Origin of the sequence: Amycolatopsis sp. NPDC023774 (assembly GCF_040639695.1) — a bacterium.
GTDB lineage: Bacteria > Actinomycetota > Actinomycetes > Mycobacteriales > Pseudonocardiaceae > Amycolatopsis.
Genome location: NZ_JBFAAJ010000010.1, coordinates 151,085 through 177,583 on the forward strand (window position 1 = coordinate 151,085; position 26,499 = coordinate 177,583).

The following is a 26,499-nucleotide window of genomic DNA, read 5'->3' on the forward strand; positions in this document are numbered from 1 at the left end:
GATCAGCACAGGTTCGACCATCACAACACCGGGAGTAGCCGTGATCGACGAGACCCTCCTCGACGCCGAGGAGAAGATGGAAAAAGCGGTGTCCGTCGCGAAGGACGACCTGACGTCGGTGCGGACCGGCCGGGCCACCCCGTCGATGTTCTCGCGCATCGTCGTCGAGTACTACGGCGCGATGACCCCGCTCAATCAGCTGGCGAGTGTCAACGTGCCCGAGGCGCGCATGGCGCTGATCAAGCCCTACGACCAGACGCAGCTCGGTGCCATCGAAAAGGCCATCCGCGAGTCCGACCTGGGCGTCAACCCCAGCAACGACGGCAACGTGATCCGCATCGTCATCCCGCAGCTCACCGAGGAGCGGCGCAAGGAGATGGTGAAGATGGCGAAGGGCAAGGGCGAGGACGCCCGCGTGTCGATCCGCAGCGTCCGTCGCAAGGCCAAGGAGGAGCTCGACCGGATCGCCAAGGACGGCGAAGCGGGTGAGGACGAGGTCGCGCGCGCCGAGAAGGAGCTGCAGAACCTCACCGACACCTACGTGCACCAGGTCGACGAGCTGGTGAAGCACAAGGAAGCCGAGCTGCTCGAGGTCTGATGAGCCAGGTGAGCGAGGAACGAGACGAGCGGGTGGAGCACACCCCGCAGCCGGACCCGGCTGACAAGCCCGAACCGGGTGGACAGCCGGAGCCGGCCAAGAAGGACTCCCGGGCCGGGCGCAACCTGCCCGCGGCCATCGGCGTGGGCCTGGTGCTCGGCGCGGCCATCATCGTTTCCCTGCTCACCGTCCGCTTCATCTTCATCGGAGTCATCGCGATCGCGATCGGGGTCGGCACCTTCGAGTTCGCCGGCGTGCTCAAGCGCGTCGCGAACATCAAGGTCGCGATGATCCCCGTGCTCGTCGGCGGCCAGGCGATGATCTGGCTGGCCTGGCCGTTCGGCCGCGCGGGCGCGCTCACGGCGTTCGTCATCACGGTGCTCGCCTGCCTGCTCTGGCGGCTGCCCGGCGGCGCCGACGGCTACCTGCGCGACATCTCGGCTTCGGTGTTCGCGAGCGCGTACTTGCCGCTGTTCGGCGCGTTCGCCGCGATGCTCGTGCCGCCTGAGGACGGCGTCGGCCGGGTCCTTACGTTCCTCATCGCCGTGGTCGCCTCCGACACCGGCGGCTACATCGCCGGCGTGCTCGGCGGCAAGCACCCGATGGCACCGACGATCAGCCCGAAGAAGTCCTGGGAGGGCTTCGCCGGGTCGATGGTCGCCGGCATCGTGGCCGGCATCCTCACGATCAGCCTGATGCTCCACGGCCAGACCTGGCAAGGCGTGGTGTTCGGCGCGGCGATCGTGCTCACCGCGACACTGGGCGACCTCGTCGAGTCGCTGATCAAGCGCGACCTCGGCATTAAGGACATGGGCACGCTCCTGCCGGGCCACGGCGGCATCATGGATCGCCTCGACTCGCTGCTGCCCTCGGCCGTCGTCTCCTGGCTGCTGCTGTCGGCGTTCGTCCCCGCGTGAGGCACCTGACCCACCTGAGCCGCCCGACCCGCGGACCTGCGCTGAGAGCTTGGGCCTCCCAGGGGTAGCGAACGGTTCGTGGACCACCGAAGCGTCCGCGCGTTTCACTCGAGGTCATGACCGCCTCGACCCCACCTTCGACCCGCGAACGCTCCTCGGCCCGACTGGCGCTCGCCGCGGTGTGCTTCGGGTTCGTGATGATCACGCTCGACGCGACCATCGTGAACCTCGCGCTGCCGGCCATCGGCGCCGAGTTCGGCGAACCGTCCACGGCCGCGTTGCAGTGGGTGGTCGACTCCTACACCGTCGCGCTCGCCGCGTTCCTGCTCACGTGGGGCGAGGCGGGGGACCGGTGGGGGTCGCGGCGCGTCTTCGAGATCGGCGTCGCGGTCTTCGTGCTCGCCTCGATCGCTTGTGCCGCAGCGGATTCCCTGCCGTGGCTCGTCGCCGCCCGCGGGGTGCAGGGGGCCGGCGCGGCGGCGCTGCTGCCGGCGTCGCTCGCGCTGATCGTGCACCAGTTCCCCGACGCCGGCGCCCGGGCCCGCGCGCTCGGCGTGTGGGGCGGGATGAGCGGCGTCGGGCTCGCGGCGGGACCGATGCTCGGTGGCCTCGCGGTCGGGCTGGCCGACTGGCGGCTGGTCTTCGCGGTGAACGTCCCCGTCGGGTTGATCGCGATCGCGTTGACGCGTCGGTACGTCGCCGAAACCACCGCGCGCCGGCAAGCCCGCATCGACGGCGTCGGACAGGTCCTCGGCACTGCCGCGCTGGCGTGCGTGGTCGCCGGGTTCATTGAGGCGGGGCACTCGGGCTGGGCGGACGCGACCACGCTCGTGCTCGTCGGAGCCGGCGTCGTGGCCGGGACGGCGTTCGTGGTCGCGGAAAAGGCGATCGCCGTGCCCGTGCTGCCACTGGGTGTGCTGCGCGTGCGGGCCTTCGCGGTGGCGACGGCGATCGGCGGCCTGTTCAACTTCTGCCTCTACGGCACGCTGTTCTGCCTCGCCTTGTTCCTGCAACGTGTGTGGCACCTCAACACGCTCGTCGCCGGGCTCGCCCTGGTTCCGCTCACGCTCGCGGTGGGGCTCAATGCGTTCGTCAGCGGCCGGCTCACGCACCGGATCGGTTCTCGCCTGCCGATCGTCGCCGGCAGCCTCACGGCGCTGGTCGGCGCGGCGGGGATGGCGGTGCTGCCGGACGAGCGGTCACCGGTGCTGCTGGTGGTGTTCTCGGTGGTCTTCGGGTTCTGCTCGCTCGCAATGCCCGCGATGACGTCGCTGGCCATGAATGCGTTGCCCGGCAAGGCGGGCATCGCCGCTGGTGTGCTCAACGCAGCACGCCAGACCGGCGGCGCAGTCGGCGTAGCGCTTGTCGGCGGGCTGCTGCCGGGCACGGCGATGTGGGTGGTCGCCGGGGGCTACGCCGCGATCGTCGTGTTGACGCGGTTGCTGCGGCCCAGTCGTTGTGAGGCTCAGTCGTCGTAAGGGTCGTCGACCTCGGCGCGTCCGACGTCGTCGAGCGTGCGCGAGTGGTCGATCACCGCGAACACCGCGCCGTCCGGGTCGGCGAGGATCGCCATGCGGCCGAAGGGCGTGTCGTACGGCTGGATCACCACGGATCCGCCGAGCATCAGCGCCTGGCCCGCTGTCGCGTCGCAGCCGCGCGCCGGGTCGACCTCGAAGTAGACGAGCCAGTGCGGGGGAGTGGCGCGGCTGTACTCCGGGCCCATCACGTAGCGGTAGAGCACAGGCGTGTGCTCGATGAGGTATTCCGCGTAGTCGACGCTCTCGCCGTCGCCGATCTGGTGGCTCGTGTAGTTGAAGAGCTTGGTGTAGAAGTGGTCGGCCGCCGCGCCGTCGTGCGCGTTGAGGTCGGCGCCGCTGAACGTGTTGGGGATCCCGGTGACGAACCGCCAGTCCTGCGGTGCTTCCCAGAACACCACTGGCGCGCCCGCCGCGTCGATCGCGTGCAGGATGCTGCCGCGTTCCGGGATCGCGACGGGGCCGAGCGTCACCCGGCCGCCGAGGTGCTCCACCCACTCGGCCGCGCTCGCGGTGTGCGGCACGGAGACGTGCAGCGTCCAGCCGGGCTCGGTCTGCGCCCCGGCTTGGTAGAGGCCGCCCGTCGGCTCGCCGGCGAGCGACGAGATCCAGTAGCGGCCGGTCGGCGCGGCGGGGTCGCGGCGCACGTCGTACTGCCAGCCGAACAAGCCCGTGTAGAACTGTTGCGAGACCGCTTCGTCGCGACACGCAACCTCGATCCAGCACGGGAGGCCGGCCGGAATCGCGCTTGTGCTGGCCGAACCGATGGTCATCGCGGCCTCCTCCCGGTGAGCAAGAAGTCTATGCGGTGCCCGTGATTTTTTCGCTGTGAGCCCCGGACCCCGGAACCGGCTCGCAGCCGACGTCGTTGGAGAAGTTCGTGCGATGGTTCCCCCGCTCCACAGGCCGGTCTCGGGCGACGGAGGTCTTGCCGAGCCCCAACATCTGGTACTACCAGCAGGCTTACGAGGTGGAGAACCGCGCGCAGGACGTCGACGGCGAGATCTGGCGCGTCCTGCGCGAGGAGTGCGACTGGACCGGGCGCGACGTTCTCGACCTCGGTTGTGGGGACGGGTTCCACTTGCCGCGCTTCGCCCGCGACGCGCGCTCGGTGCTTGGCGTCGAGCCGTACGCACCGCTGGCGCGCGACGCGGCGAAGCGTGTGCGGGAACTGCCGAACGTGTCCGTTCGCGAAGGCCGCGCGCAGCGGCTGCCGGTCGATGACGCGAGCGTCGACGTGGTCCACGCGCGCACGGCGTACTTCTTCGGCCCCGGCTGCGAGCCGGGGCTGCGCGAAGCGGAACGCGTGCTGCGGCCCGGCGGGTCGATCCTGATCGTGGACCTCGACGCGACGAGCGAGCCCTACGGCGGCTGGCTGCGGGCGGACCTCCCGCACTACGACCCCGCGGAGGTCGAGCGGTTCTTCGAAGGCGAGGGCTTCAGCCTCCGGCGCGTGGCGACGCGCTGGTTGTTCACCGATCACGCCGCCATGGAGTCAGTGCTGAAGATCGAGTTCAGCGCGCAGGTCGCCGCGCGGGCCGTCGCCGAAGTGCACAAGCGCACGGTCAGCACGGCCGGCGGGGCCGGGGTGACGCTGCCGGTGGGCTACCGCGTGCACACGCGGGTCAAGCCCACCGGCCTCGTCCTGCCGGGTCACTCGGCTTCTTCCGTCGACTCGTCGGTTTCCTCGACCTCGCCGAGGATCGAGTAGACCGAGCGGCGGGCATCGTTGAGCACGTCGACGACGCGGGCCTGCTGGCTCGGGCTGCCGGCGCGCATCACCTGCACGACCGCCGCCGCGAGCGTGGCGCCCGCCTTGCGAAGGTCGACCTCGACGGGGTCGACGTCCTCGGCGAAGTGCTCCCACGGCGGGGTGCCGGTCTGCTGCTCCGCGGCTGCGCGGCCCTCGTCGGTGAGCTCGAACAGCTTCTTGCCGTTCTCGTCCTTGCTCACGACCAGGCCTTCGTCGGCCAGCATCTGCAGCGTCGGGTAGATCGAGCCGGGGCTGGGCTTCCAGAATCCGCCACTGCGCTCGCCGATCTCGCGGATGATCTCGTACCCGTGCCTCGGCTGTTCCGCGAGCAGGGTCAGGATCGCCGCGCGGACGTCACCGCGCCGGCCGCGACGCGGGCCGTGGCCCCTCCGTCCGCCGGGACCGCCGTGGCCTCGCCGGCCGCGACCCATCGGGCCGCCGGGGCCGAAGCCGAAGTCGCCGAACTCGCGGCCGAAGGGGCCGAAAGCGGGACGACCGTGTTCTCCGTGTTGGTGCGCGCCTCGCACACCGGGGTGAGGGTGCCTCATGTCGGTGTTCCTCTCTCGAACGGTTGCGACTTGTTCACGATATATCGGAAACGGTCGGACTGCAACCTGCCGACTGTCGGGGACCTGCGCGAGGGACGTTCGCGGTGGTCGGAGATACTCGAAGGAGTAGGAAGACGCCCCGTAACGACAGCCCTGACACGACCTGGGAGACCCGACCCCCCATGCTGGACCGAGTGGTCATCGACGCCCTGTTCCCCGTGGACCTGCCCGAGCCCGAGCACTGGGAGCAGCGCTACCCGGTGCGGCAGCTGCCCGACGGCGCGAAGGTGACCCGGTTCGGCCCGTCCCCCACGGGGTTCGTGCACATCGGCGGCATCTACGTGGCCACGATCGATCAGGACGTCGCCCGTCGCTCCGGCGGCCGTTACCTGGTGCGCGTCGAGGACACCGACCAGTCGCGCGAGGTCGAGGGCGCGCTGGAGCAGTTCGAGCGCGGCTTCTCCTACTTCGGTCTGCAGGCTGACGAAGACACGCTGCGGGGCGGCGACTACGGCCCGTACCAGCAGTCGGGCCGTGAGCAGATCTACCTGTCCTACGTGCGGGAGCTGCTGCGTGAAGGCCGCGCGTACATCGACTTCGCGACGAAGGACGAGCTCGCGGCCATCACCGCGCGCCAGCAGGCCACGAAGCTGCCCACCGGCTACTACGGCTCCTGGGCGATCTGGCGCGACGCCGACCCGGCCGACGTGCGGGCGAAGCTCGACGCCGGCGAGCCGTGGGTCGTGCGGTTCCGCGCGCCCGACGACACCGGCGCGCGCGTGCGCTTCACCGACGCCATCCGCGGCACGATCGAAGCCGAGGCCAACCGCAACGACGTGGTGATCCTCAAGAGTTCCGACCAGAGCCCCCGGCTGCCGACCTACCACTTCGCGCACGCCGTGGACGACCACCTCATGCGCGTGAACCTCGTCATCCGCGGCGACGAGTGGATCTCGTCCGTGCCGGTGCACCAGCAACTGTTCGACGCGCTCGGCTTCGAGCCGATCACTTACGCACACATCGCCCCGCTGATGAAGCAGGAGGGCGGCAGCAAGCGCAAGCTGTCCAAGCGCAAGGACCCCGAGGCGTCGGTCGACTTCTACATCGAGGCCGGCTACCCGGTCGAGGCCGTCCTGTACTACCTGCGCGGGCTCGCCAACGGCCGCCTCGCCGAGCTGCCGCTGGCCCAGGCCCTGGACGAGCCGATCAACCTCGACGAGATGGGCGTCGCGGGACCGCTCGTGGACCTCGTGAAGCTCGACGACATCTCCGCCGACCACATCGCGACGATGTCCGGCGCGGAGATCCTCGCCGCCGTGCGCACGTGGGCGCAGCGGTTCGACCCGGAGCTGCTGTCGGTGCTCGAGTCGTCGGAGGAGCTGGCCCTGCGCGCGCTGGCCGTCGAGCGCGAAGGCGCCGAGAACCCGCGCAAGGACCTCAAGAAGTGGAGCGAGTTCCGCGCGGTCTACGGGTTCTTCTTCCCGCAGCTGCACGCCCCCGTGACCGGCCCGGACGACGAGCGCATCGCCGCACTGGGCGTGGCGCCGAACGTCGTGCGCGCCGTCGCCTCCGACTTCGTCGCGGACTACCGGCAGCTCGACGACGGCCAGGAGTGGTTCCAGCAGATCCGCGACGTCGCGGCGAAGCACGGTTTCGCCAAGAACGCCAAGGAACTCAAGAAGGATCCCGACGCGTACCCGGGCTCCATCCGCGAGGCCTCGCAGATCATCCGCATCGCGATCACCGGCTCCACCCGCAGCCCGGACCTGCACTCGATCACGCAGGCACTGGGCCGTGACGAGACCTTGCGGCGGTTCGAGACCCTCACTGCTTGATCGCAGGCGCGGGTGGCCGGTTCGTCGTGCCGTGTCTCAGCCGCCGGTGGTGACCGGCGGCACACGGCCGGGGGAGTGGTGACGGCGTGTCCGGTGGACGTGGAATACTGGATCGGTTATGACTGCCCTCCCCCTTGTTTTCGACGCGCCCAAGCGCGGCCTGCCGCCGCGTCACCTCGCCGACCTCACCTCCGCCGAGCGGGCCGAGGCCGCGGTGGAGCTGGGGGAGAAGGCCTTCCGTGCGAAGCAGCTGTCGAACCACTACTTCTCGCGCCTGACCGTCGACCCGGCCGACATGACGGACATCCCGGCGGCCGCACGTGAGCGCCTGGTCGCGGACCTGATGCCGCCGCTGCTCACCGAAGTCCGCGCGCTGTCGGCCGACAACGGCGCCACGCGCAAGACCCTGTGGCGCGCCCACGACGGCACGCTGCTCGAGAGCGTGCTCATGCGCTACCCGGACCGCGCGACGCTGTGCATCTCCAGCCAGGCCGGCTGCGGCATGGCCTGCCCCTTCTGCGCCACCGGCCAGGGCGGCCTCGACCGCAACCTGTCGACGGCCGAGATCGTCGACCAGGTCCGCTCCGCCGCCGCCGTGATGCGCGACGGCGCCATGCCCGGCGGCCCCGGCCGCTTGTCGAACATCGTGTTCATGGGCATGGGTGAGCCGCTCGCGAACTACAAGCGGGTGGTGGCGGCGGTGCGGCGGATTACGGAGCCGGCGCCGTCGGGGTTGGGGATTTCGCAGCGTTCGGTGACGGTGTCGACGGTGGGATTGGCGCCGGCGATCCGGAAGCTGGCGGATGAGGAGATGCAGGTGCGCTTGGCGGTGTCACTGCACACGCCGGATGACGAGCTGCGGGACACGCTGGTGCCGGTGAACAACCGGTGGTCGGTGGACGAGGTCTTGTCGGCCGCGCGGTATTACGCGGACACGTCGGGTCGTCGGGTGTCGATCGAGTATGCGTTGATCCGGGATATCAATGATCAGCCGTGGCGAGCGGAGTTGCTGGCGAAGCGGCTGCGCAAGCACCTGCGTCAGCTGGTGCACGTGAACGTCATCCCGCTCAACCCGACCCCGGGTTCGAAGTGGGACGCTTCGCCGAAGCCGGTGGAGCGGGAGTTCGTGCGGCTGGTCAACGCGGGGGGCGTAGCCTGCACCGTGCGTGACACCCGTGGTCAGGACATTGCTGCCGCGTGTGGCCAGTTGGCTGCCGAAGGCTGAGTTTTTCGTTTCAGTGATGGGAAAGTTCTTGTGATTTCAACCCCGTGTCTGCTGGACCCGGCTGCGGAAGAGCTGAAGCTGCGCGACATCACCGGCGGGGTGGCGGTTGCTCGTGCGGCCCGCACGTTGCTGGGTGAGCGTTTTGATTCGGAGAGCTTCATGTACGTGCTGATGCGCGCGTACTCCGTGGACTTCCACGCCGCGCGCGACGCTTCGCGGTGGCAGGGTTTCGGCGAAAGCCCGCGGGCGTTGTCGGATGCGGATCTGGAAGTGCTGCTCGCTCCCTGGCTCGCCACTCGCTGACGCCCGACCGGTCTGAGGGGCACCCGTCTCCTGCGGGCGGATCGGGCGAGCGCGGCGGCCTCATTTGAGCAACTGGCGATCCGAGGACTGGAAGATCAGCACGTTGTTCACGTTCACGGTCCACTCGTTCACGAATCGCCGGGTGTCGAAGTAGGGCAGACGGACCTCCTGCATCCCGGAGGCAAGCATGCCACCGGCGACGCCAGTGAAACCCAGTACACCTGGTACCACCTCGTGTGGAACCTCGTCTGCCAGAACCAAACCGGGCCGCAAAGCGACGACGAGAGCGGGAGATACGAAAAAGTCAGCCCGAACCGTCACTTCCACTTCGAATCCCGGTGGCCGGACCTGAGGCAGTCCTTGAGCGACTGCCGCGGCCCACTGTGAGAGTTCGTCCGGTGCGAACGGCGGCTGCCTGGCGGGAGACGCTTCGACCTCGCCGAAGCTCACCGTCAACGGGCCGAACTGCAGTGGTCCGGGCCCCGTCGGCCGGATCACCACTTGCGCGGTCCTGGTCAGCCGCTCGTCTTGGGCATACCCATCAGGGAACAGATAGTCCACGTCGAGTTCCGGCCCGAGTTCCTGACCGAGTCCCCTCGCGAGGACTTGAGACTCCTCAAGCAGGTTGAGGGCGAGGTCCACCACACCGTCCACCGCGTCGACGATATCGCTGCCCAACTCGTCGACCCGCTCCTCGCGTCGGCCGCGCAAGCCCATCCGGCCCGACCAGGAGAGTTGCTTTCGCGCCTGTTCATAGGCTTTGGGGCCGAACAGCGGCAGCGCGTTGATCAGTGCTTGGAAGGCCGTTTCGTTCAGCGTGCGCAGCGCCGTGGGAACGGCGTCATGCCGACCGGAAGCGATGGAGCACAGCGCCACGTATCGCTCGGCTACTGCGACCTGCAGCGGGGCTCTCGTCGAAGCCGCTGCGGCAGCTTCACGGAACAAATCACGCGCGCGTGCCAGTTCGGCGCCCCGCGAGTGAGCATCGGGGGCCGTGCTCGCGTCGCGCAGCACTCGCTGCCCGCCGGCGAGGGCGGTCGTATAACGCTGGTCCAACAACTCGTCGAGCTGACGGCCGATCCCGGCCAGCTGTTCGCCCAGCCGATCCTCGCTGGCCACCAGCTCGCCCAGTAACTCCGAGGCCAGACCGCTGAGACCGTCGTTCCCGGTGAGCGCCCGGACCAATTGCGCCGCCCCGTACTTCGCCGCGATCGTCGCGATCGCTGTCAACGGCTCCACCAGCCACACTTTAGGCACCGACGGTGGCAGTTGTCCTGAGATCAAGGGGTAACCAATCCCTGCGGACTCGGATCTCGACGCGCTCATTCGCCCGATTCGGCAAGGACCGCGCTTGAGCCAGGAGTGGCGCAGCTGTGGCCGCAGCCTTTCCCACACTTGACGCGGAGCGGCGCACAGCCAGATCGGCACGCCCTGGTCCAGACCGGCCAAACCGTGGTCACCGTCGGACGGCGTCACCGACTGCGGCACGGGCCGGCCCAGGCCGTCGCGGACGACTGGAAGGAACACGGCGTCGACCTGCGCGCGGTCGAGCTCGACCCGTCATCGAGCTGCGGCGTGGGCGGCGTTCCGTACGACCCCGCTGGACCTGGCCGGCGACGGCCCGCTCCCCGAGAGCCACGCTGTGCCGGCCGAAGACCTCGTAGCGGCGGAGTTCAGGGGAGAGCCCGCGTCGACCCCGGTGACGCGCTCGTGGTGCGACGCGACCGGGAGTTCACGCCGGATCCGGCGCGTTGCCGGTGAACCCCGTCGCGGTGTTCCGAGCGTCAGCTGGTCACGTCCATGCGCTGCGTGCCGATCACCGACAACAGCCGCATGGCTTCCTCCGAAGGCGAGCCCGGTACGGCCGTGTAGATCACCACGTGCTGGTCGCGGTCGGTCAGGTCGAGCACGTCGCAGTTGACCGTGAGGGGCCCGACCCACCGGGTGCCGGAAGGTCTTGCGCAGGCTGGGTTGGGCGGCCACGTCGTGCGAAGCCCACAGGCGCGCGAAGTGCTCGCTGCCGGCGAGCAGGTCGTGGACGAGCTCGGTCACCTCGGGGTCGTCCGGGTAGCGGGCGGCGGTGGCGCGCAGGTTGCGGGCGGCGTAGCGGGCGAACTCGTCGGCGTCGGACACGCCGTAGAGGCGCTGGTCGTCGCGGCGCAGGAACACGCGGCGCACCAGGTTGCGGTCGCGCCGGGGCAGCGCGGAGAAGTCCTCCATCAGGGCGGCCGCGAGGTCGTTCCAGGCGATCACCTCGTACGTCGCCGACATCACCATCGCGGCGGCCTGCGGCAGCCGGTCCAGCAAGTCGAGGATGCTCTGGCGCACGACGCGCGAAGGGCCGGGCAGCGGCGCCGCGGGTTCGCCGGCGAGGTGGTGCAGGTGCTCCCGCTCGGCGTCGCTCAGGCGCAACGCGCGCGTGAGCCCGCCGAGCACCTCGCGCGACGGGTGCGGGCCGCGGGCCTGCTCGAGGCGGGTGTAGTACTCGGTCGAGATGAACGCCAGCTGCGCCACCTCCTCACGGCGCAGCCCCGGCGTGCGTCGGCGTGGCCCCGCGGGCAGCCCGACGTCGTCCGGGGTGATCCGCTCGCGCCGGCTGCGCAGGAAGCCGGCCAGTTCTCGCCTGTCCACACTTCCAGTATCCGCGCCTCACGGCGCTCAGCCAGGTACTGCCGATGCCTGAATGGGCGCACCGCGACGGCGCAGCCTGGGCTCATGGAACTCCACGAAACACCCGGCCTGCTGGCCGGCAAGGTCGCGTTCGTCTCCGGCGCGGGCCGGGGCATCGGTGCCGCCGCCGCGCGCCTGTTCGCCGGGGAAGGCGCCCGCGTGCTACTGGCCGCCCGCACGGAAGCCCAGCTCAAGACCGTGACCGAAGAGATCCGCGCCGCCGGCGGCACCGCCGACTATGTGCTCTGCGACCTCGCCGACGCGGCCGGCGTTCGCGCCGCCGTCGACCGCGCGGCCGAGCTGTACGGCCGCCTCGACATCGCCTTCAACAACGGCGCCACGATCCAGCAACCCGGCCCGCTGGACCGCCTGTCCGAAGCCGAGTTCGACCACGTCTTCGCCGTGAACCTCAAGGGCGTCTGGCTCGCCATGGCCGCGGAGGTCGCCGTCATCCGCGCGACGGCGGGCACGGGCGCCATCGTGAACACGTCGTCGGTCGGCAGCCTGCGCGGCAACCCCGAGCTGCCCGCGTACGGTGCCATGAAGCGGGCCGTCAACAGCCTCACCGAGTCCGCCGCCGTCACCTACGGCCCGGAAGGCATCCGCGTCAACGCCATCGCCCCGGGCAACACCCTCACCGAGATGATCCGCGCGTGGGAAGCGGAATCGCCGGGCCTGCAGGACCGCCTCGTCTCGGCGACGCCTCTGCGCCGCGGCGCCGAGCCGGCCGAGATCGCGGAAGCCGCGGCCTGGCTCCTGAGCGACCGCGCCTCCTACGTGACGGGCGCCGTTCTCCGCGTCGACGGTGGCGCGGGAGTCTGAGCCGCGAAAGCCGCGCTCCTGAGACGGGGCGATGGGCTCACCGGGGGTGTCACGCGCAAGTCCCTGTGGTTCGCGCTGCCCGTGGCCGTGGCCGTGGCCGTGGTGGCGGCGCCGCTCGACGGGGATGCGGCCGTGGCGGCGGTGAAGCTCGACGCGGCGCTGAGCCTGGACCGCACGACGTACGAGCCAGGTGCGGCGGTCCGGGGGACGCTCACACTCACGAACGAGACCGGCCGGCAGGTCGACGGTGTCCACGTGACGGGTGCGTCGGCGGATCCCGCGGATCGCATGGCGCTCAACGGGATCCGGACGAACCAGCCGCTGCCGGGCGGCTTCTCCGGAACGCTGCGGGCGCACCAGACCGTGACGGCGACGCTGAGCGGGCGGGTGACCGAGGACGGCGTGCGGCGCAGCGGGCTGGCGGCCTCGTGCGTGGTCACCACCGGCCGGTTCACCATGCGCAGCGGTACGGCCGCCGACGTGATCGGACCGGTCGTGCCGGCGACCGGGCACGTCGTCGAGGACGGCAAGCCGGTCGCGAGGGACACCGCCGTCGCGACGAGCCAGAGCCTCGCCACGCTCGACCGGACGTGGACCGCGGTCAGCGGCTACCGGCTGTCCGGGCTGCGTGCGGGTTACTACCTGCTGAAAGTTCCGGACGCGCCGTCGAGAGCGGCCTTCTGTTTTTGGTCGCCGGCACGACGGCGGATCACGACGTCGTGCTGACCGGCGGCTCGTGAATGCCACCCCATGCTCCATAGTGGACAATTCCACGCGCCGATTTCCCACGGAGTTTGACGAAAACCCCGAGCCGCCGTAGTGGTCACATGACGGTGAGTACCCGCCGATCACCCATCCCCAGGATCACCCCGAAGAGTGGTGGCGCGAGCAATCCGCCAAGTAGGTGCCGGAAGGACCTAGCGCAGAGTGAAAATACTCCGGCAAAACCCCAGCGTTACATCACTCTTTAGTGGTGAAATTGCGGAAAACGTGGTCACTGACTCGGCTGACCGGCGCACTGCGCAGTGGATCTTGCTTTGCAATTCCGGTCCCCCTTGATAGCGTCGCGTTCTCGCCGGTGATCGACAGTTGCGTCGGGTCACGCGCGGATTCGGGGATCCGCGGGCGGTTCCATTCTTGGTGTTCGAAAGGACAATTCATGCGTTCTGCCCTGCTGCGCGGACGGACCCTCGTGGTCGCCGCTCCAGCCCTTGCGCTGCTCGCCACCGCCGCCCCCTCGGCGGTCGCCGCCGACGCGCCCGCCGGGTCGGCCTACGGCGCGTCCGCGTCGGTCTCGCTGCTGGCGGGAGTGTTGGGGGACAAGGGAATCTCAGTGGAGACGGGCAAGATCGCGCCGTCGAACACGGACGGTCCCACGTCGGCGTCGGTGGTGGACGTGCCGCTGAAGGGCCTGGTCACGGCGAAGGCGGTCAGTAGCTCCGCGAAGAAGACCGACGGCAAGGTCGCCTCCAAGGCCTCCATCGTCGACGCCACGCTGCCCGTGCTCGCGCCGCTCGCAGGCGCGACGCCGAAGGCGCGCGTGATCAGCTCCGAGTGCACGTCGACGCCCGACGGCATCACCGCGTCGTCCGAGCTCGCGGGCCTGGATCTGGGCCGCATCGGCAAGCTGCCCGTGGGCACCGCGCCGAACCAGAAGATCGGCGTGCCCGGTGTGGTGCAGGTGATCGTGAACGAGCAGATCAAGCACGACGACGGCTCCCTCACCGTCAACGCGCTGCACGTGAAGCTCCTCGGCGGCAAGGCCGCCGGCGCGCTGGGCAGCGGCGACATCGTCCTCGCCTCCTCCACCTGCGCGAAGGTCGCGGCGACGCCGAGCACGCCCACCCAGCCCACCCAGCCCACCCAGCCCACCGCGCCTGCCAAGCCGCCGGCCCAGGGCCCCGGCCAGGTCACTGTCATCCCGGCCGGCGCGCCGGAGACCGGTGACGGCTCGCTCGCCACGGTGTTCGCTCAGTGAGTGACCGTGGAGTGACCCGACGCCGGTTCGGGTTCTTCGCTCTGCTGGTGGCCCTCGTCGCCACCTTCGCCCTGTCCGGCTGTGGCGCGGAACCGACCCCGGCCCAGCAGCCGGCCGCGCCCGTGAGCGCCGCACCCGTGGTCGGGCTCGCGCGGTCGGTGCCGGTGTCGCTCGACGTGCCGAGCATCGACGCGCACTCCTCGCTCGTGCCGCTGGGGCTCAACGCCGACAAGACCGTCCAGGTCCCGCCGGTGACCGAACCACTGCAGGCGGGCTGGTACTCCAACAGCCCGACCCCGGGTCAGGTCGGCCCCGCCGTGGTCCTCGGGCACATCGACGGCAACCACCAGAAAGGCATCTTCTGGCGGCTGCACGAGGTGAAGAAGGGCGACCAGGTCGTGATCGGGCGCCAAGACGGGTCGAAGGCCACCTTCACCGTCACGAAGGTCGACCAGATCGCGAAGAAGGAGTTCCCCACCGAAGCGGTCTACGGCAACACCACCGACCCGCAGATCCGCCTCATCACGTGCGGCGGGGCGTTCGACGCCGCCGCGCACAGCTACCTCGACAACATCATCGTCTACGGCACGCTCAACACGTAGCCGTCCCCGGACCAGGGCCCTGTCGTTTCGCGCTCGGGCGAGACGACAGGGCCCTGCCGCATCTCATGCCGCCGCGGCCACCGTCGTCAGCAGGGCCGCGCCCGCCGGTGTCAGCTCCGCCGGCACCTGCTGCCCGACGAGCCCGAGCCGTGCCGGGCGCACGAGACCCTCGTGGGCCAGGGCGTGGGCGGTGAACTGGTCGCAGCACGGCAGGCCGTCGACGAACAGGTCCGGTTCGGCGCTGCAGGTCACCCTCGCGCGCCCGGCGGCGACGGCCCGCAACATCGCGATCCCGCGTGAAGTGGTCCCCATGGCTGCCTCCTGAAATCGGTCTCTACTCCTACGTCGAAGCAGAGGCCGCCGGTTCGACATCCCGGCGCCCTAACCTGGCGGGAGAAGCCGCAATGCGATCGGGAGCGCCCATGTTGATCGAAGACCTGCAAGCCGTCCTGCCGCCCGAGGTGCTCGTGCGCGACCCCGACGTGCTGCGCGGCTTCGCCCACGACGAAGCCGAATGGGCGCCGTGGACGCTGCCCGAGGTCGTAGTGCGGCCCCGCTCCGCCGAAGACGTCCAGGCCACGGTGAAGGTCTGCCTCAAGCACGGCACGCCCGTGGTCACGCGGGGCGCCGGCACCGGGCTGTCCGGCGGCGCCAACGCCGTGGCCGGCTGCGTCGTGCTCGTCACCGACCGCATGACGGCGATCCACGAGATCGACGCCGTCGAGCGCCTCGCCGTGGTCGGCCCGGGCGTCGTGAACGACGACCTGCGGGCTGCTTGCGCCGAGCACGGCCTCTGGTACCCGCCGGACCCGGCGAGCTCCCCGTGGTCGACGATCGGCGGAAACGTCGCCACCAACGCGGGCGGTGTGTGCTGCGTGAAGTACGGCGTGACCCGCGACTACGTGCTCGGTCTGCAGGTCGTCACGGGCACCGGTGAGCTCGTGCGGCTCGGGCGCCGCACCGCGAAGGGCGTGGCGGGCTACGACCTCGCCGGCTTGATGGTCGGCTCCGAGGGCACGCTCGGCGTCATCACCGAGATCACCGTGCGCTTGCGCGCCCAGCGTGCGCCCGAGAGCACGGTGGCGGGCTACTTCGACTCCACCGTCGCCGCAGGCGAAGCGGCTGCCGCGATCCGGGCGGCCGGCGTGGTGCCCTCGGCGCTGGAGCTGGTCGACCGCCACTGCCTCGTCGCCGTGGACGAGTGGAAGAACATGGGTCTCTCGGCCGACGCGGAGGTGGTGCTGCTGGGCCGCAGCGACGCGCCGGGTGCGGCGGGGGAGCACGAGGCCGCCGTGATGCTCGAGTGCTTCGAAAAGGCGGGCGCCACCTGGGCGGCGCAGTCGTCGGACCAAGCGGAGGCCGACGCACTTTTCGCCGCGCGGCGGCTGGCGTACCCGGCGTTGGAGCGGCTCGGCCCGCTGCTGACCGAGGACGTCTGCGTGCCCACCCACCTCGTGCCCGAAATGCTCGCGCGCATCGACCTCGCGGCGAAGCGGCACAACACGCTCATCGCCAACGTCGCGCACATCGGCGACGGCAACCTCCACCCGTTGCTCAGCACGCCGGCCGGCGACGAGGACGCGCGGCGGCGCGCGCAGGCCGCGTTCGACGACATCGTGGCCGACGCGCTGGCCCTCGGCGGCACCGTGACCGGCGAACACGGCGTGGGCCTGCTCAAGCGGCCGGGGCTGGAAAACGAGCTCGGACCGGCCGTGCTGCAGATGCACCAGGCCGTGAAAAACGCACTGGACCCGCACGGAATCCTCAATCCGGGGAAGGTGTTTGCTTTTCACTCGGTCGAGTGAACGTAAAGGGTCCTCAAAGGACGGTGATCATCCTGTGACGGTTCTCTCGTAACCGATTTACGAAGTTGGTTGCCACAGGCAAGCAACTTGCTTAGCCTAGCTAAGGGAACGAGAGAAAGGTTTCACTGTGGCCGAGCGCAGAACGTATTCACTCGCGGAACTGGGTCCGCGATACAAGTGGATCGCGCTGTCCAACACGACGCTGGGCATGCTGATCGCGACGATCAACTCGTCGATCGTGCTCATCGCACTGCCCGACATCTTCAAGGGCATCGGGATCAACCCGCTGGAGCCGGCCAACACCAGCTACCTGCTGTGGATGATCATGGGCTTCCTGGTGGTCACCGCCGTACTGGTGGTGAGCTTCGGGCGGCTGGGGGACATGTACGGCCGGGCCAGGATGTACAACCTCGGCTTCGCGGTGTTCACCGTGTCGTCGATCTTCCTGGCCGTCACCTGGTTCGACGGTGACGCGGCGGCGCTCTGGCTGATCGGCTGGCGCATCGTGCAGGGCATCGGCGGCGCGTTCCTGATGGCGAACTCGTCGGCCATCCTCACCGACGCGTTCCCGGCCAACCAGCGTGGTCTCGCGCTCGGCATGAACGGTGTCGCGGCGATCGCGGGTTCGTTCCTCGGCCTGGTCGTCGGCGGTGTGCTCGCGCCTGTCGACTGGAACCTGATCTTCCTGGTGTCGGTGCCCTTCGGCGTGGTCGGCACGATCTGGGCGTACGTGAAGCTGCACGACACCGGGGTGCGCAAGCACGCGAAGATGGACTGGTGGGGCAACATCACCTTCGCGGTCGGCCTGATCGCGGTGCTGGTGGGCATCACCTACGGCATCCAGCCCTACGGCTCCTCGCCGACCGGCTGGGGTAGCCCGATGGTGCTCTCGTGCCTCATCGGCGGCGTGGCGGTGCTGATCGCGTTCATCGTCATCGAGACCAAGGTGGCCAACCCGCTGTTCCGGCTGTCGCTGTTCCGGATCCGGTCGTTCAGCTGGGGCAATCTCGCGAACCTCACGGCGTCGCTCGGGCGCGGTGGCCTGCAGTTCATCCTGATCATCTGGCTGCAGGGCATCTGGCTGCCGCAGCACGGCTACACCTTCGAGCAGACACCGCTGTGGGCCGGCATCTACATGCTGCCGATGACCGTCGGCTTCCTGGTGTCCGCGCCGACGGCCGGCATCCTGTCCGACCGCATCGGCAGCCGGCTGCTCGCGTCGAGCGGCCTGGTGATCACCGCGATCACCTTCCTGCTGCTGATCCTGCTACCGGTGAACTTCAACTACTGGGCGTTCGCGGCGATCCTGCTCGTCAACGGCATCGGCATGGGCATGTTCTCCTCACCCAACCGCGCCGAGGTGATGAACAGCCTGCCGGCCGACGCCCGCGGCTCCGGCGCGGGCATGATGACCACGTTCCAGAACGCGGCCATGGTGCTCTCGATCGGCTTCTTCTTCAGCCTGATCATCGCGGGCCTGTCGGACAACCTCCCGTCGGCGATGTTCCAGGGCCTCACCGCCCACGGCGTGCCGGCCGGGCCGGCCGACCAGGTGGCGCACCTGCCGGCGGTGGCCGTGCTCTTCGCGGCGTTCCTCGGCTACAACCCGATCCAGCAGCTGCTGGGCGGTCAGCTGGGCAGCCTGCCGCCGGACCAGGCCTCGTTCCTGACCGGGCGCAGCTTCTTCCCGAACTTGATCTCGGGTCCGTTCCAGGACGGTCTGGCCGTGGCGTTCGGGTTCGCCATCGTGGTCTGCCTGATCGGCGCGGTCGCGTCGCTGCTCACGAAGGACAAGGGCAAGACTTCGGAATCGGTGGGCGAGGAGCTGGCCGCGGTCGCCGGGGAGTCCGGCGGCGGGCCGAGCGAGCTGGTGGCGCCGACCAGCGAACGCTGACCAGTTCCGGGTGTACGGGCCGCTCCGGGATTCCCTCCCGGGGCGGCTCCTTCGTTTATGCCGGGACGGGCTCTTGCACCGGGGCCGGCTCGGGGCGCTTCGCGGTGACCCGCCGGCCGAGCGCGATCATCGGCAGCTCGACCCAGCGGTAGAGCAGGTCGGCCATCAGCAGCGCGACGGCCGTGACGCCGACCGCGGTGAGCGTGCGCGGGTGGGCCAGCTGCGGCACCAGCCCGGCGAGCATCCAGCCGGCGATGGACTGGATGAGGTAGAGCGAGTACGACCGCTCCCCGAGGAACCGCAGTGGTTTCACCGACAGCAGCCGGCTCAGCGGCCCGCCCGCGAGCAGCGAGGGCAGCAGCAGCGCCACGAGCACCGCGTAGGCCGTGCCGACCGCGACGCCGCCGTCGTCGTGCAGGGCGACGGTGAGGTCGGTGAAGAACACCTGCAGCACCACGATCGCCGCGGCGACGGCGAGACCGACCCCGGGTGCGTGAGGGGCTTGAGTACCGCGAACCCGTTGCGGTGGTGCAGAACGATCGCCACCGTGCAGCCGATGACGATGGACGCGTACGCGCCGGAGTACGGCAGCACCGGGCACGAGGGCCACGAGGACGACCGCCAGTGCCGCCGCGAGCCCGAACTTCTTGGCGAACCTCCGTGCGGAACCCAGCCCCGCCACGCCGAACGCCAGCAGCGGCCACAGCAAGTAGAACTTCTGCTCGACGCCAAGCGTCCACGCGACCCCGAACACCCCGACGACGTGGAACCCGTTGAGTAACGTCGCGAACCCGGGGGAGCGCGCCGAACAGGCCGCTGGAGCGCAGCTCGCCCCTGGCGGCGGTGACCACGACGAAGATCCCGAGCACCACGTAGTACACCGGCAGGATCCGGAACGCCCGCCGCAGGTAGAAGTTCTTCAGCGACACGCGGCCGGTGCGGTCCTCCTCGCGCAACGCCAGCGTCGTGCTCAGGAACCCCGACAGCACGAAGAACACGTGCACGCCGATCCACCCGTTCGCGCGCACCCACGCGCTGCCCCCGAAGTGGAACACCACCACCAGCACCGCGGCGATCGCGCGCACCCCGTCGAGCGCGGGGAACCGCCTGGTGGCGAGGTAGGTTTCGTGGGTCATCAGCATGAGCTCCCCCGGTCCGCCGCCCGACTTCGTGCTGGTCAAGGGCTGTTTCCGGGTGGATGTGGACCGCGAAAGTCCGGCGTAGCTGTTGTCGGCCGCGCCGGGTGAGAACACCGCGCCGGCTCGCGAGGCGCTGGTGGCCGGGGCTGTGGCCATGGGCGTCGAGCCCACCCGGGGTCTGTTCCGCCGGTCACCTGTCGGGGGTTAAGCAGTCCGCGAGAGCCGCGACACCGGCAGAACAGGTGCTGGACCGGCATTGGCTCCGGGGATGCGGACTCGAGACGCGTCAGACCGCGGGATCGGGAGCGGCTTCTCGAGATGCTCGTCCCGCTGTACCCGGCCGGAATCCCGACGTCGGTGGTCGCCGCGTGGGAGGCGGAAGCGACGTGTGATCGAGCGGACGTTGTGGATGAGTTCACTGAGGAAGTTGGACAGCTGGACGCCTACGACCGACCCTTCGCCTGGTCTAGCGGCCGAACGAAGCCGTCGCGATCTTCACCGGATGCTTCGGCGCGCCGCCCAGCGGTCCGTTCGGATCGGCCGGGATGATGCCGTCCTGCACCATCCGGTCGATCGCGTCCATGCCGCGCACGACCTTGCCCAGCACCGAATACTGCGCGGGAATGTGCGCGAAGGAATGGACGAGGAAGAACTCGCTCCCGTTGGTCCCCTGCCCTGGTTGCCCATCGCGATGGTGCCGCGCTCGTACGTCTCCGTGCCCGACACCTCGTCCGGGAACCGGTAGCCCGGGCCACCCTTTTCGACCTCGTAGAGGTCGCCGCACGGCGCGGTTCAGCCGCACGGTGACCGGCCCGTAGTTGAAGTGGAAGGTCACCTCGACCGTCCCGCGCGTCAACGCCACCGGCAGTGGCCGGAGCACCGGGCGGGCCCCCTGGTTGTCCGGCGTCGGCGTGAAAGGACAGCGGGCAACCTGAACGGCGGCGAACGCAGCAGTGGCCGGCGCGGCGAACAGCGCCACGGAGCCCAGTACCGAGAGGGCCACGACCGAAAGAACAAGAGCGACCCAGCGTGACTTCATGGCCCCGCAAGGTAGCGACCGTGAACTTACTTACGCCAGGCCGTGCGGCGCTTGCGGAAGTCGAGCACCAGCAACAGGGCGAGGAACGCGGCGAGGCCGATGAGCCACACGTTCTCGGTGTTGTTCTCGTGGTTGCCCTTGAGCATGAGCAGCAGGATGACGACGCTGACCCAGCCGGCGATGCGCGTGGCCTTCGGGAACGAGCCGTGCCAGCCCCACTCGGCCGACGGCTCGTCGCGCGGGTCCACTTCGGGGCGCTTCTCGATCGCCTTGCCTGCCACGATCACTCCTCCTGACCCGCTCAACCTCGTACGCGGCAATGATCCCACACCCCCGAGTGCTCCGCGGAGACGGGCCGCGGCTCGGCGGGCGATAATGGTGCGCGATGACTACCTCGCGAAGCGTCCTCGTGCTCGGCTCGACCGGGTCCGTCGGAGCCCAGGCCCTCGACGTCACCGCTCGTTACCCCCACCTGTTCACCGTCGCGGGCATCGCCGCCGGCGGCTCCGACCCGCAGGCGCTCGCCGCGCAGGCCCTGGCCCACGGCGTGGCGGCCGTGGCCGTGAGCCGGCCGACGGTGGTCGAAGACCTGCAGCTCGCGCTGTACGCGGAGGCCCAGCGGCGCGGCTACTCCCGGGGCGAGTTCCGCATGCCGCGCATCTTCGCCGGTGCCGACGCCGTGACGGAGCTCATCGACGCGGTGAACGTCGACGTCGTCCTCAACGCCCTGCCGGGGTCGCAGGGCCTCCAGCCCACGCTCAAAGCCCTGGCCACCGGCTCGACGCTCGCGCTGGCCAACAAGGAGTCGCTCATCGCGGGCGGGCCGCTGGTGCTCGCCGCTGCGAAGCCGGGGCAGATCGTGCCGGTGGACTCCGAGCACTCGGCCATCGCGCAGGCCCTGCGCTCCGGTCGGGACAACGAGGTCGCGCGCCTGGTGCTCACCGCGTCGGGCGGTCCGTTCCGCGGCAAGAAGCGCGAGGATCTCGCCGACGTGACCATCGAGCAGGCCATGGCGCACCCGACGTGGTCCATGGGCCCGGTCATCACGATCAACTCGGCCACGCTCATCAACAAGGGCCTGGAGCTGATCGAGGCCGCGCTGCTGTTCGGCATCGAGCCCGCGCGCATCGACGTGACCGTGCACCCGCAGTCGATCATCCACTCGATGGTGACGTTCGTCGACGGCTCGACGATCGCCCAGGCCAGCCCGCCGGACATGCGGCTGCCGATCGCGCTCGCGCTGCACTGGCCCGAGCGCGTGCCTGGCGCCGCCGCGGCGTGCTCGTGGGACACGGCCGCGAGCTGGACGTTCGAACCCCTCGACAACGAGGCCTTCCCGGCCGTCGAGCTGGCGCGCCACGCCGGCACGGTGGGCGGCTGCCTGCCGGCTGTCTACAACGCGGCGAACGAGGAGGCCGTGGCCGCCTTCCTCGCGCAGAACACCGGTTTCACGTCGATTGTGGACACTGTTTCCCAGGTGGTCGAAGCCGCCGACGAATGGCGTCGCGAGCCGCGCGACGTCGAGGACGTACTCGCCGCCGAGCGCTGGGCTCGAGGGCGCGCAGGATCGATGCTGGGTAAGGGGAAGTAGCGCGTGCTCGCCTACATCATCGGGGTGGTGCTGTTCGCCCTGGGCATCTGCATCTCCGTCGCGCTGCACGAGGCCGGCCACATGGTCACGGCCAAGATGTTCGGGATGAAGGTCCGCCGGTACTTCATCGGCTTCGGGCCCACGATCTTCTCGTTCCGGCGCGGCGAGACCGAGTACGGCGCGAAGTGGATCCCGCTCGGCGGGTTCTGCGACATCGCCGGCATGACGGCGCTCGACGAGGTGACCCCGGACGAGGCGCCGCGCGCGATGTGGCGGTTCAAGACGTGGAAGCGCACCGTCGTGATGTCGGCGGGCTCGATCACGCACTTCATCCTCGGCTTCATCGTGCTCTACCTGATGTCGATCACCATGGGCCTGCCGAACATCGCCGCCGCGTCGGAGCCGGTGCAGCCGATCATCCAGAGCACGTCGTGCGCCCGCCCGGCCACCACCACGCAGCAGCTGAGCGACACCTCGTGCCCGCCCGGCGCACCGACGCCGGCGAAGACGGCCGGGATCAAGGCGGGCGACAAGATCGTCTCTGTGGCGGGAAAGCCCACCGAGAGCTGGACCGACGTGCTGCAGGTCGTGCAGAACGCCAAGGGCCTCACGCCGATCACCGTGCAGCGCGGCGACCAGACCGTGAACCTGCAGGTGGACATCCCGCGCGTGCAGCGGCTGGGCACCGACGGCAAGGTGCACGAGGTCGGCATGATGGGCGCCTCCACCGTGATCCCGCCGGCGTACCTGCACTACAACGGCCTCACCGGCATCGGCGCCACGTTCTCCTTCACCGGCGACATGTTCGCCCAGACCGCGCAGCGCCTCGTGGAGTTCCCCCAGCGCATCCCGGCCGTGGTCAGCGCGATCTTCGGCGGCGAGCGCGACCCGAACACCCCCGTCAGCGTCGTCGGTGCGAGCCGGATCGGCGGCGAGGCCGTGGAGCAGGGGCTGTGGCAGATCTTCTTCTTCCTGCTGGCCAGCCTGAACTTCTTCATCGGCGTGTTCAACCTGCTGCCGCTGCTGCCGCTGGACGGCGGGCACATCGCCGTCGTCTGGTACGAGAAGGTGCGCGACTGGCTGCGCGGCCTGCGCGGCAAGGCGGCGGGCGGACCGGTCGACTACACCAAGCTGTCGGCCGTCACGATGGTGCTCGTCGTGATCGGCGGCGGCATCACTCTACTGACGGTCACAGCGGACATCGTCAACCCGATTCGCTTGCAGTAACCGGTCCCACCGGTCGGGTCACTACCCGGCCGAGAGGCCCCCGACCGGGGGTAACGCTGCTCACCGTGACGGTTGACTTCGTTGAAGCGCGGCCGGATGGAGTAGGTAGGCTGGGGACGTGACCGTCGCGCTAGGTATGCCAGCACTGCCGCCCCCCGTCCTCGCCGAGCGCCGCAAAACCCGCCAGCTCCACGTGGGTTCCGTCGGTGTCGGCAGCGACTTCCCCATCTCCGTCCAGTCGATGACGACGACGCTGACCTCCGACGTCAACGCCACCCTCCAGCAGATCGCCGAGCTCACCGCCGCCGGCTGCGACATCGTCCGTGTCGCCTGCCCGTCCGCAGACGACGCCGAGGCGCTGCCCGCGATCGCGAAGAAGTCGCAGATCCCGGTGATCGCCGACATTCACTTCCAGCCCAAGTACGTGTTCGCCGCCATCGAGGCCGGCTGCGCCGCCGTGCGTGTGAACCCGGGCAACATCCGCAAGTTCGACGACCAGGTCAAGGAGATCGCGCAGGCCGCGAAGGACCACGGCACGCCGATCCGGATCGGCGTCAACGCCGGTTCGCTGGACAAGCGCCTGCTCGAGAAGTACGGCAAGGCCACGCCCGAGGCGCTGGCCGAGTCGGCGATGTGGGAGGCCTCGCTCTTCGCCGAGCACGACTTCCACGACATCAAGATTTCGGTCAAGCACAACGACCCGGTGGTCATGGTGCGCGCGTACGAGCTGCTTGCCGAGCAGTGCGACTACCCGCTGCACCTCGGCGTCACCGAGGCCGGCCCCGCGTTCCAGGGCACGATCAAGTCGGCCGTCGCGTTCGGCGCGCTGTTGCGCCAGGGCATCGGCGACACCATCCGCGTGTCGCTCTCGGCTCCGCCGGTCGAAGAGGTCAAGGTCGGCGCGCAGATCCTGCAGTCGTTGAACCTGCGGCCGCGCAAGCTGGAGATCGTGTCGTGCCCGTCGTGCGGGCGCGCGCAGGTGGACGTCTACACGCTCGCCGACCAGGTCACGGCCGGTCTGGAGGGCATGGAGATCCCGCTGCGCGTCGCGGTCATGGGCTGCGTCGTCAACGGCCCCGGCGAGGCCCGCGAGGCCGACCTGGGTGTCGCGTCCGGCAACGGCAAGGGCCAGATCTTCGTGAAGGGCGAGGTCATCAAGACCGTGCCCGAGCACGCGATCGTCGAAACCCTGATCGAAGAGGCCATGCGCATCGCCGAGGAAGCCGGCGAGGGCATCGGCGAGGGCTCGCCGAGCGTCACGGTCGGCTGAGTTTCCGGCTTTGTCGGACCGGCCCCGCGTACGTCGCGCGGGGCCGGTTTCGTGTTCTCAGCCCTGCAGGTGGTGCTGGGCGGCGTCCTTGATCTGCATGCGCACGTTCTCCAGGGCCGCGGCGACCTCGTCGATCTGCTGGCTCGCCAGCTGGATCGCGCCCTGGATGGACGTGGCGGTGGACGTCTCGCCGAGCAGCCCGAGGACCTGGGACTGCAGGTCCTCCAGCTCGCCCTTCGTCGCGAGGGCGATGCCAGTGGGCACCGAGTCGGCCAGCAGTTCGAGCTGCTGGGCCTGCTCCTGGATCGTCACTCGCGCGTCCTTTCTCCGGTGGCCCCCGCTGTCCGTGGTAGCAGAAACCGGCGCTTCTCGGCCTACGCTGGTCAGGTGAGTCACAGCTGGGCCACCCGCTTGCCGCACCCGGTGCTGCGGCCGCTGGTCACGCGCTACATCGGCTACGCCCAGGACGACGTCACCCTCACCGTGCACCGCGGGCTGCCGTCCCGGCACGTGACGCTGATCATCAGCCTGGAGCAGCCGATCCGCTTCGCCGGCCTGTCGGGCGAGGGCACACTGCAAGCGCTGGTCGGTGGCCTGCACACCTCGCCCGCGCTCATCACGCAGGACCGGGTGCAGCGGGGCCTGCACGTGGAGCTGGACCCGCTGGGCGTGCGTTCCCTGCTCGGCGTGACGGCCGCCGAGCTGAGCGGGCGGGTCGTGGACCTCGCCGAGCTCGGCCGGCCGTGGGCTTCCTTGCCTTCGCGTCTTTCCGAGGCTGCGGATTGGCCTTCCCGGTTCGCCGTGCTGGACGAGGTGCTGGCCACTTCGGCTTCCGGGGCGCCGTCGCCGGCCCCTGAACTGGGGGAGGCGTGGCGTCTTCTTCGGGTGCGGGCGGGCGGTGTGCGGGTCACCGACCTGGCCTCCTCGGTCGGCTGGAGCCGGCGCCACTTCGGCGAACGCTTCCGCGCGGAGGTCGGGCTGGCCCCGAAGCAGGTCGCGCGGGTGCTCCGCTTCGAACGCGCCGGTCGGCTGCTTCGTGCCGGCGCTTCGGACCTGGCCTCGGTGGCCGTCGAGGCCGGCTACTACGACCAGGCGCACCTGTCGAACGAGTGGCGGGCGCTGGCGGGGTGCTCGCCGCGGACGTGGATCGCCGAAGAGCTCCCGTTCCTCCAAGACGACGCGGTGCCCTCGGAACCAGACTCGAGGGCATGTCACCTCAACCGACAGTCTGGCCCGCCCTCCGCTACGACGACGCCCCCGCGGCCGTGCGCTTCCTCGTCGACGTCCTCGGCTTCGAGGAGACGCTGATGGTCCCCGGCGGCGCCGAGCGCGCCATCGCCCACGCCGAGCTCCGCTGGCCCGAAGGCGGCGCCGTGATGCTCGGCAGCACCGGTGGCCCCGCCGACGACGTCCACGACGCCATGAAACCGGGCACCGGCGCGGTCTACGTCGTCTCCGACCACGTCGACGCCATCCACGCCCGCGTCCGCGCCGCCGGCGGCGACATCACCCTCGACCCACACGACACGGACTACGGCTCGCACACCTTCAGCCTGCGCGATCCGGAAGGCAACAGCTGGACGATCGGCACCTACCGGGGCGCGTGATACCGGACCGGCCGTTCGAACGTCACCAACAGCCCATCCGCCCCTTCAGGGCCCACCCGTCCCTTCGACCTTGTACGTGCAGCGCCGCAGGTGTCCGATTGCACCGTTCATCTGAGCGTGTCGGCAGGCTCGCGTTCCGTT

25 protein-coding genes and 3 pseudogenes are annotated in these 26,499 nt (G+C 69.9%); 18 read left to right on the top strand and 10 right to left on the bottom strand.

The features are described 5' to 3' along the window. The first annotated feature begins 40 nt into the window (after window positions 1-40). The 3 genes from frr to AB0F91_RS22370 all read left to right on the top strand — a co-directional run bounded on the left by frr (window position 41) and on the right by AB0F91_RS22370 (window position 2,993). Window positions 41-598, top strand: a complete 558-nt coding sequence (gene frr, locus AB0F91_RS22360; protein WP_360600026.1) for a ribosome recycling factor — start codon at window positions 41-43, stop codon at window positions 596-598. Further along, entirely contained in the window at window positions 598-1,515 is a 918-nt protein-coding gene (locus tag AB0F91_RS22365) for a phosphatidate cytidylyltransferase (RefSeq protein WP_360600028.1), read from the top strand. Before frr ends, AB0F91_RS22365 begins: the two co-directional genes overlap by 1 nt. Window positions 1,516-1,631: 116 nt before the next feature. After that, window positions 1,632-2,993, top strand: coding sequence for an MFS transporter (locus AB0F91_RS22370; RefSeq protein ID WP_360600031.1), 1,362 nt, complete (start codon window positions 1,632-1,634; stop codon window positions 2,991-2,993). Here the strand turns inward: AB0F91_RS22370 and AB0F91_RS22375 are convergent. Next, on the bottom strand, window positions 2,981-3,823 hold the full coding sequence (locus AB0F91_RS22375; protein WP_360600033.1) for a VOC family protein: 843 nt from the start codon (window positions 3,821-3,823) through the stop codon (window positions 2,981-2,983). The genes AB0F91_RS22370 and AB0F91_RS22375 overlap by 13 nt on opposite strands. A gap of 107 nt (window positions 3,824-3,930) precedes the next feature. Between AB0F91_RS22375 and AB0F91_RS22380 the strand changes: the two genes are divergently transcribed. Next, a complete protein-coding gene (locus tag AB0F91_RS22380) occupies window positions 3,931-4,761 on the top strand; it encodes a class I SAM-dependent methyltransferase (RefSeq protein ID WP_360600035.1) in 831 nt (276 codons plus the stop codon). Here AB0F91_RS22380 and AB0F91_RS22385 read toward each other — a convergent pair. Further along, window positions 4,704-5,351: a PadR family transcriptional regulator gene (locus AB0F91_RS22385; RefSeq protein WP_360600037.1), complete on the bottom strand. Its 648-nt coding sequence runs from the start codon at window positions 5,349-5,351 to the stop codon at window positions 4,704-4,706. The genes AB0F91_RS22380 and AB0F91_RS22385 overlap by 58 nt on opposite strands. Window positions 5,352-5,533: 182 nt before the next feature. Between AB0F91_RS22385 and AB0F91_RS22390 the strand changes: the two genes are divergently transcribed. The 3 genes from AB0F91_RS22390 to AB0F91_RS22400 all read left to right on the top strand — a co-directional run bounded on the left by AB0F91_RS22390 (window position 5,534) and on the right by AB0F91_RS22400 (window position 8,714). Then, entirely contained in the window at window positions 5,534-7,186 is a 1,653-nt protein-coding gene (locus tag AB0F91_RS22390; protein ID WP_360600039.1) for a glutamate--tRNA ligase family protein, read from the top strand. Window positions 7,187-7,304: 118 nt separating this feature from the next. After that, window positions 7,305-8,411: a 23S rRNA (adenine(2503)-C(2))-methyltransferase RlmN gene (rlmN, locus tag AB0F91_RS22395; RefSeq protein WP_360600041.1), complete on the top strand. Its 1,107-nt coding sequence runs from the start codon at window positions 7,305-7,307 to the stop codon at window positions 8,409-8,411. Window positions 8,412-8,441: 30 nt separating this feature from the next. Further along, window positions 8,442-8,714: a hypothetical protein gene (locus tag AB0F91_RS22400; protein ID WP_360600043.1), complete on the top strand. Its 273-nt coding sequence runs from the start codon at window positions 8,442-8,444 to the stop codon at window positions 8,712-8,714. A gap of 60 nt (window positions 8,715-8,774) precedes the next feature. Here the strand turns inward: AB0F91_RS22400 and AB0F91_RS22405 are convergent, their stop codons facing one another. Together AB0F91_RS22405 and AB0F91_RS22410 are read right to left on the bottom strand one after the other, a co-directional pair. Continuing rightward, window positions 8,775-9,953 (bottom strand): hypothetical protein, encoded by a 1,179-nt coding sequence (locus tag AB0F91_RS22405; protein WP_360600045.1) that lies wholly within the window; start codon window positions 9,951-9,953, stop codon window positions 8,775-8,777. Between the two features lie 545 nt (window positions 9,954-10,498). Then, window positions 10,499-11,345: pseudogene (locus AB0F91_RS22410) on the bottom strand (helix-turn-helix transcriptional regulator). An 84-nt stretch (window positions 11,346-11,429) separates the two neighbouring features. Between AB0F91_RS22410 and AB0F91_RS22415 the strand changes: the two are divergent. The 4 genes from AB0F91_RS22415 (at window position 11,430) to AB0F91_RS22430 (ending at window position 14,786) form a co-directional block, all read left to right on the top strand. Next, window positions 11,430-12,206, top strand: a complete 777-nt coding sequence (locus tag AB0F91_RS22415) for a glucose 1-dehydrogenase (RefSeq protein WP_360600047.1) — start codon at window positions 11,430-11,432, stop codon at window positions 12,204-12,206. A gap of 81 nt (window positions 12,207-12,287) precedes the next feature. Further along, window positions 12,288-12,932 carry a hypothetical protein gene (locus AB0F91_RS22420; RefSeq protein WP_360600049.1) on the top strand — a complete coding sequence of 215 codons (645 nt, stop codon included), beginning with the start codon at window positions 12,288-12,290 and terminating at the stop codon, window positions 12,930-12,932. 433 nt (window positions 12,933-13,365) lie between these two features. Then, the gene (locus AB0F91_RS22425; RefSeq protein ID WP_360600051.1) at window positions 13,366-14,184 is read left to right on the top strand and encodes a choice-of-anchor P family protein; all 819 of its coding nucleotides are present in this window, start codon (window positions 13,366-13,368) and stop codon (window positions 14,182-14,184) included. Then, the gene (locus AB0F91_RS22430) at window positions 14,181-14,786 is read left to right on the top strand and encodes a class F sortase (RefSeq protein WP_360600053.1); all 606 of its coding nucleotides are present in this window, start codon (window positions 14,181-14,183) and stop codon (window positions 14,784-14,786) included. The genes AB0F91_RS22425 and AB0F91_RS22430 overlap by 4 nt, the downstream gene beginning before the upstream one ends. 63 nt (window positions 14,787-14,849) lie before the next feature. Here AB0F91_RS22430 and AB0F91_RS22435 read toward each other — a convergent pair whose 3' ends face one another. Further along, window positions 14,850-15,098 (bottom strand): hypothetical protein, encoded by a 249-nt coding sequence (locus AB0F91_RS22435; protein WP_360600055.1) that lies wholly within the window; start codon window positions 15,096-15,098, stop codon window positions 14,850-14,852. 110 nt (window positions 15,099-15,208) lie between these two features. Here AB0F91_RS22435 and AB0F91_RS22440 point away from each other — a divergent pair, with 110 nt between their 5' ends. Continuing rightward, window positions 15,209-16,591, top strand: coding sequence for an FAD-linked oxidase C-terminal domain-containing protein (locus AB0F91_RS22440; protein ID WP_360600057.1), 1,383 nt, complete (start codon window positions 15,209-15,211; stop codon window positions 16,589-16,591). Window positions 16,592-16,718: 127 nt separating this feature from the next. Further along, window positions 16,719-18,485: an MFS transporter gene (locus AB0F91_RS22445; protein ID WP_360600059.1), complete on the top strand. Its 1,767-nt coding sequence runs from the start codon at window positions 16,719-16,721 to the stop codon at window positions 18,483-18,485. A gap of 55 nt (window positions 18,486-18,540) precedes the next feature. Here AB0F91_RS22445 and AB0F91_RS22450 read toward each other — a convergent pair whose 3' ends face one another. The 4 genes and pseudogenes from AB0F91_RS22450 to AB0F91_RS22465 form a co-directional block, all read right to left on the bottom strand. Beyond that, window positions 18,541-19,239: an acyltransferase gene (locus tag AB0F91_RS22450; RefSeq protein ID WP_360600061.1), complete on the bottom strand. Its 699-nt coding sequence runs from the start codon at window positions 19,237-19,239 to the stop codon at window positions 18,541-18,543. Window positions 19,240-19,351: 112 nt separating this feature from the next. Next, a pseudogene (locus tag AB0F91_RS22455) lies at window positions 19,352-19,780 on the bottom strand (acyltransferase); the annotation flags it as partial. Between the two features lie 310 nt (window positions 19,781-20,090). Further along, a pseudogene (locus AB0F91_RS22460) lies at window positions 20,091-20,663 on the bottom strand (peptidylprolyl isomerase). A 26-nt stretch (window positions 20,664-20,689) separates the two neighbouring features. Further along, window positions 20,690-20,944, bottom strand: a complete 255-nt coding sequence (locus tag AB0F91_RS22465) for a DUF2631 domain-containing protein (protein WP_326569402.1) — start codon at window positions 20,942-20,944, stop codon at window positions 20,690-20,692. A 104-nt stretch (window positions 20,945-21,048) separates the two neighbouring features. On the opposite strand from AB0F91_RS22465, the gene dxr reads away from it, so the two are divergent. From dxr to ispG, 3 genes are all read left to right on the top strand, one after another. Then, window positions 21,049-22,254: a 1-deoxy-D-xylulose-5-phosphate reductoisomerase gene (dxr, locus tag AB0F91_RS22470; protein ID WP_360600064.1), complete on the top strand. Its 1,206-nt coding sequence runs from the start codon at window positions 21,049-21,051 to the stop codon at window positions 22,252-22,254. 3 nt (window positions 22,255-22,257) lie between these two features. Continuing rightward, window positions 22,258-23,481: a site-2 protease family protein gene (locus tag AB0F91_RS22475; RefSeq protein ID WP_360600066.1), complete on the top strand. Its 1,224-nt coding sequence runs from the start codon at window positions 22,258-22,260 to the stop codon at window positions 23,479-23,481. Window positions 23,482-23,599: 118 nt separating this feature from the next. Next, a complete protein-coding gene (gene ispG, locus AB0F91_RS22480) occupies window positions 23,600-24,751 on the top strand; it encodes a flavodoxin-dependent (E)-4-hydroxy-3-methylbut-2-enyl-diphosphate synthase (RefSeq protein WP_326569405.1) in 1,152 nt (383 codons plus the stop codon). A 57-nt stretch (window positions 24,752-24,808) separates the two neighbouring features. Here ispG and AB0F91_RS22485 read toward each other — a convergent pair whose 3' ends face one another. Further along, window positions 24,809-25,063, bottom strand: coding sequence for a hypothetical protein (locus AB0F91_RS22485; RefSeq protein ID WP_220237842.1), 255 nt, complete (start codon window positions 25,061-25,063; stop codon window positions 24,809-24,811). A 75-nt stretch (window positions 25,064-25,138) separates the two neighbouring features. Between AB0F91_RS22485 and AB0F91_RS22490 the strand changes: the two genes are divergently transcribed. Together AB0F91_RS22490 and AB0F91_RS22495 are read left to right on the top strand one after the other, a co-directional pair. Further along, entirely contained in the window at window positions 25,139-26,059 is a 921-nt protein-coding gene (locus AB0F91_RS22490; protein ID WP_360600069.1) for an AraC family transcriptional regulator, read from the top strand. Beyond that, a complete protein-coding gene (locus tag AB0F91_RS22495) occupies window positions 25,960-26,358 on the top strand; it encodes a VOC family protein (RefSeq protein ID WP_360600071.1) in 399 nt (132 codons plus the stop codon). Before AB0F91_RS22490 ends, AB0F91_RS22495 begins: the two co-directional genes overlap by 100 nt. The last annotated feature ends 141 nt before the right edge of the window (window positions 26,359-26,499 follow it).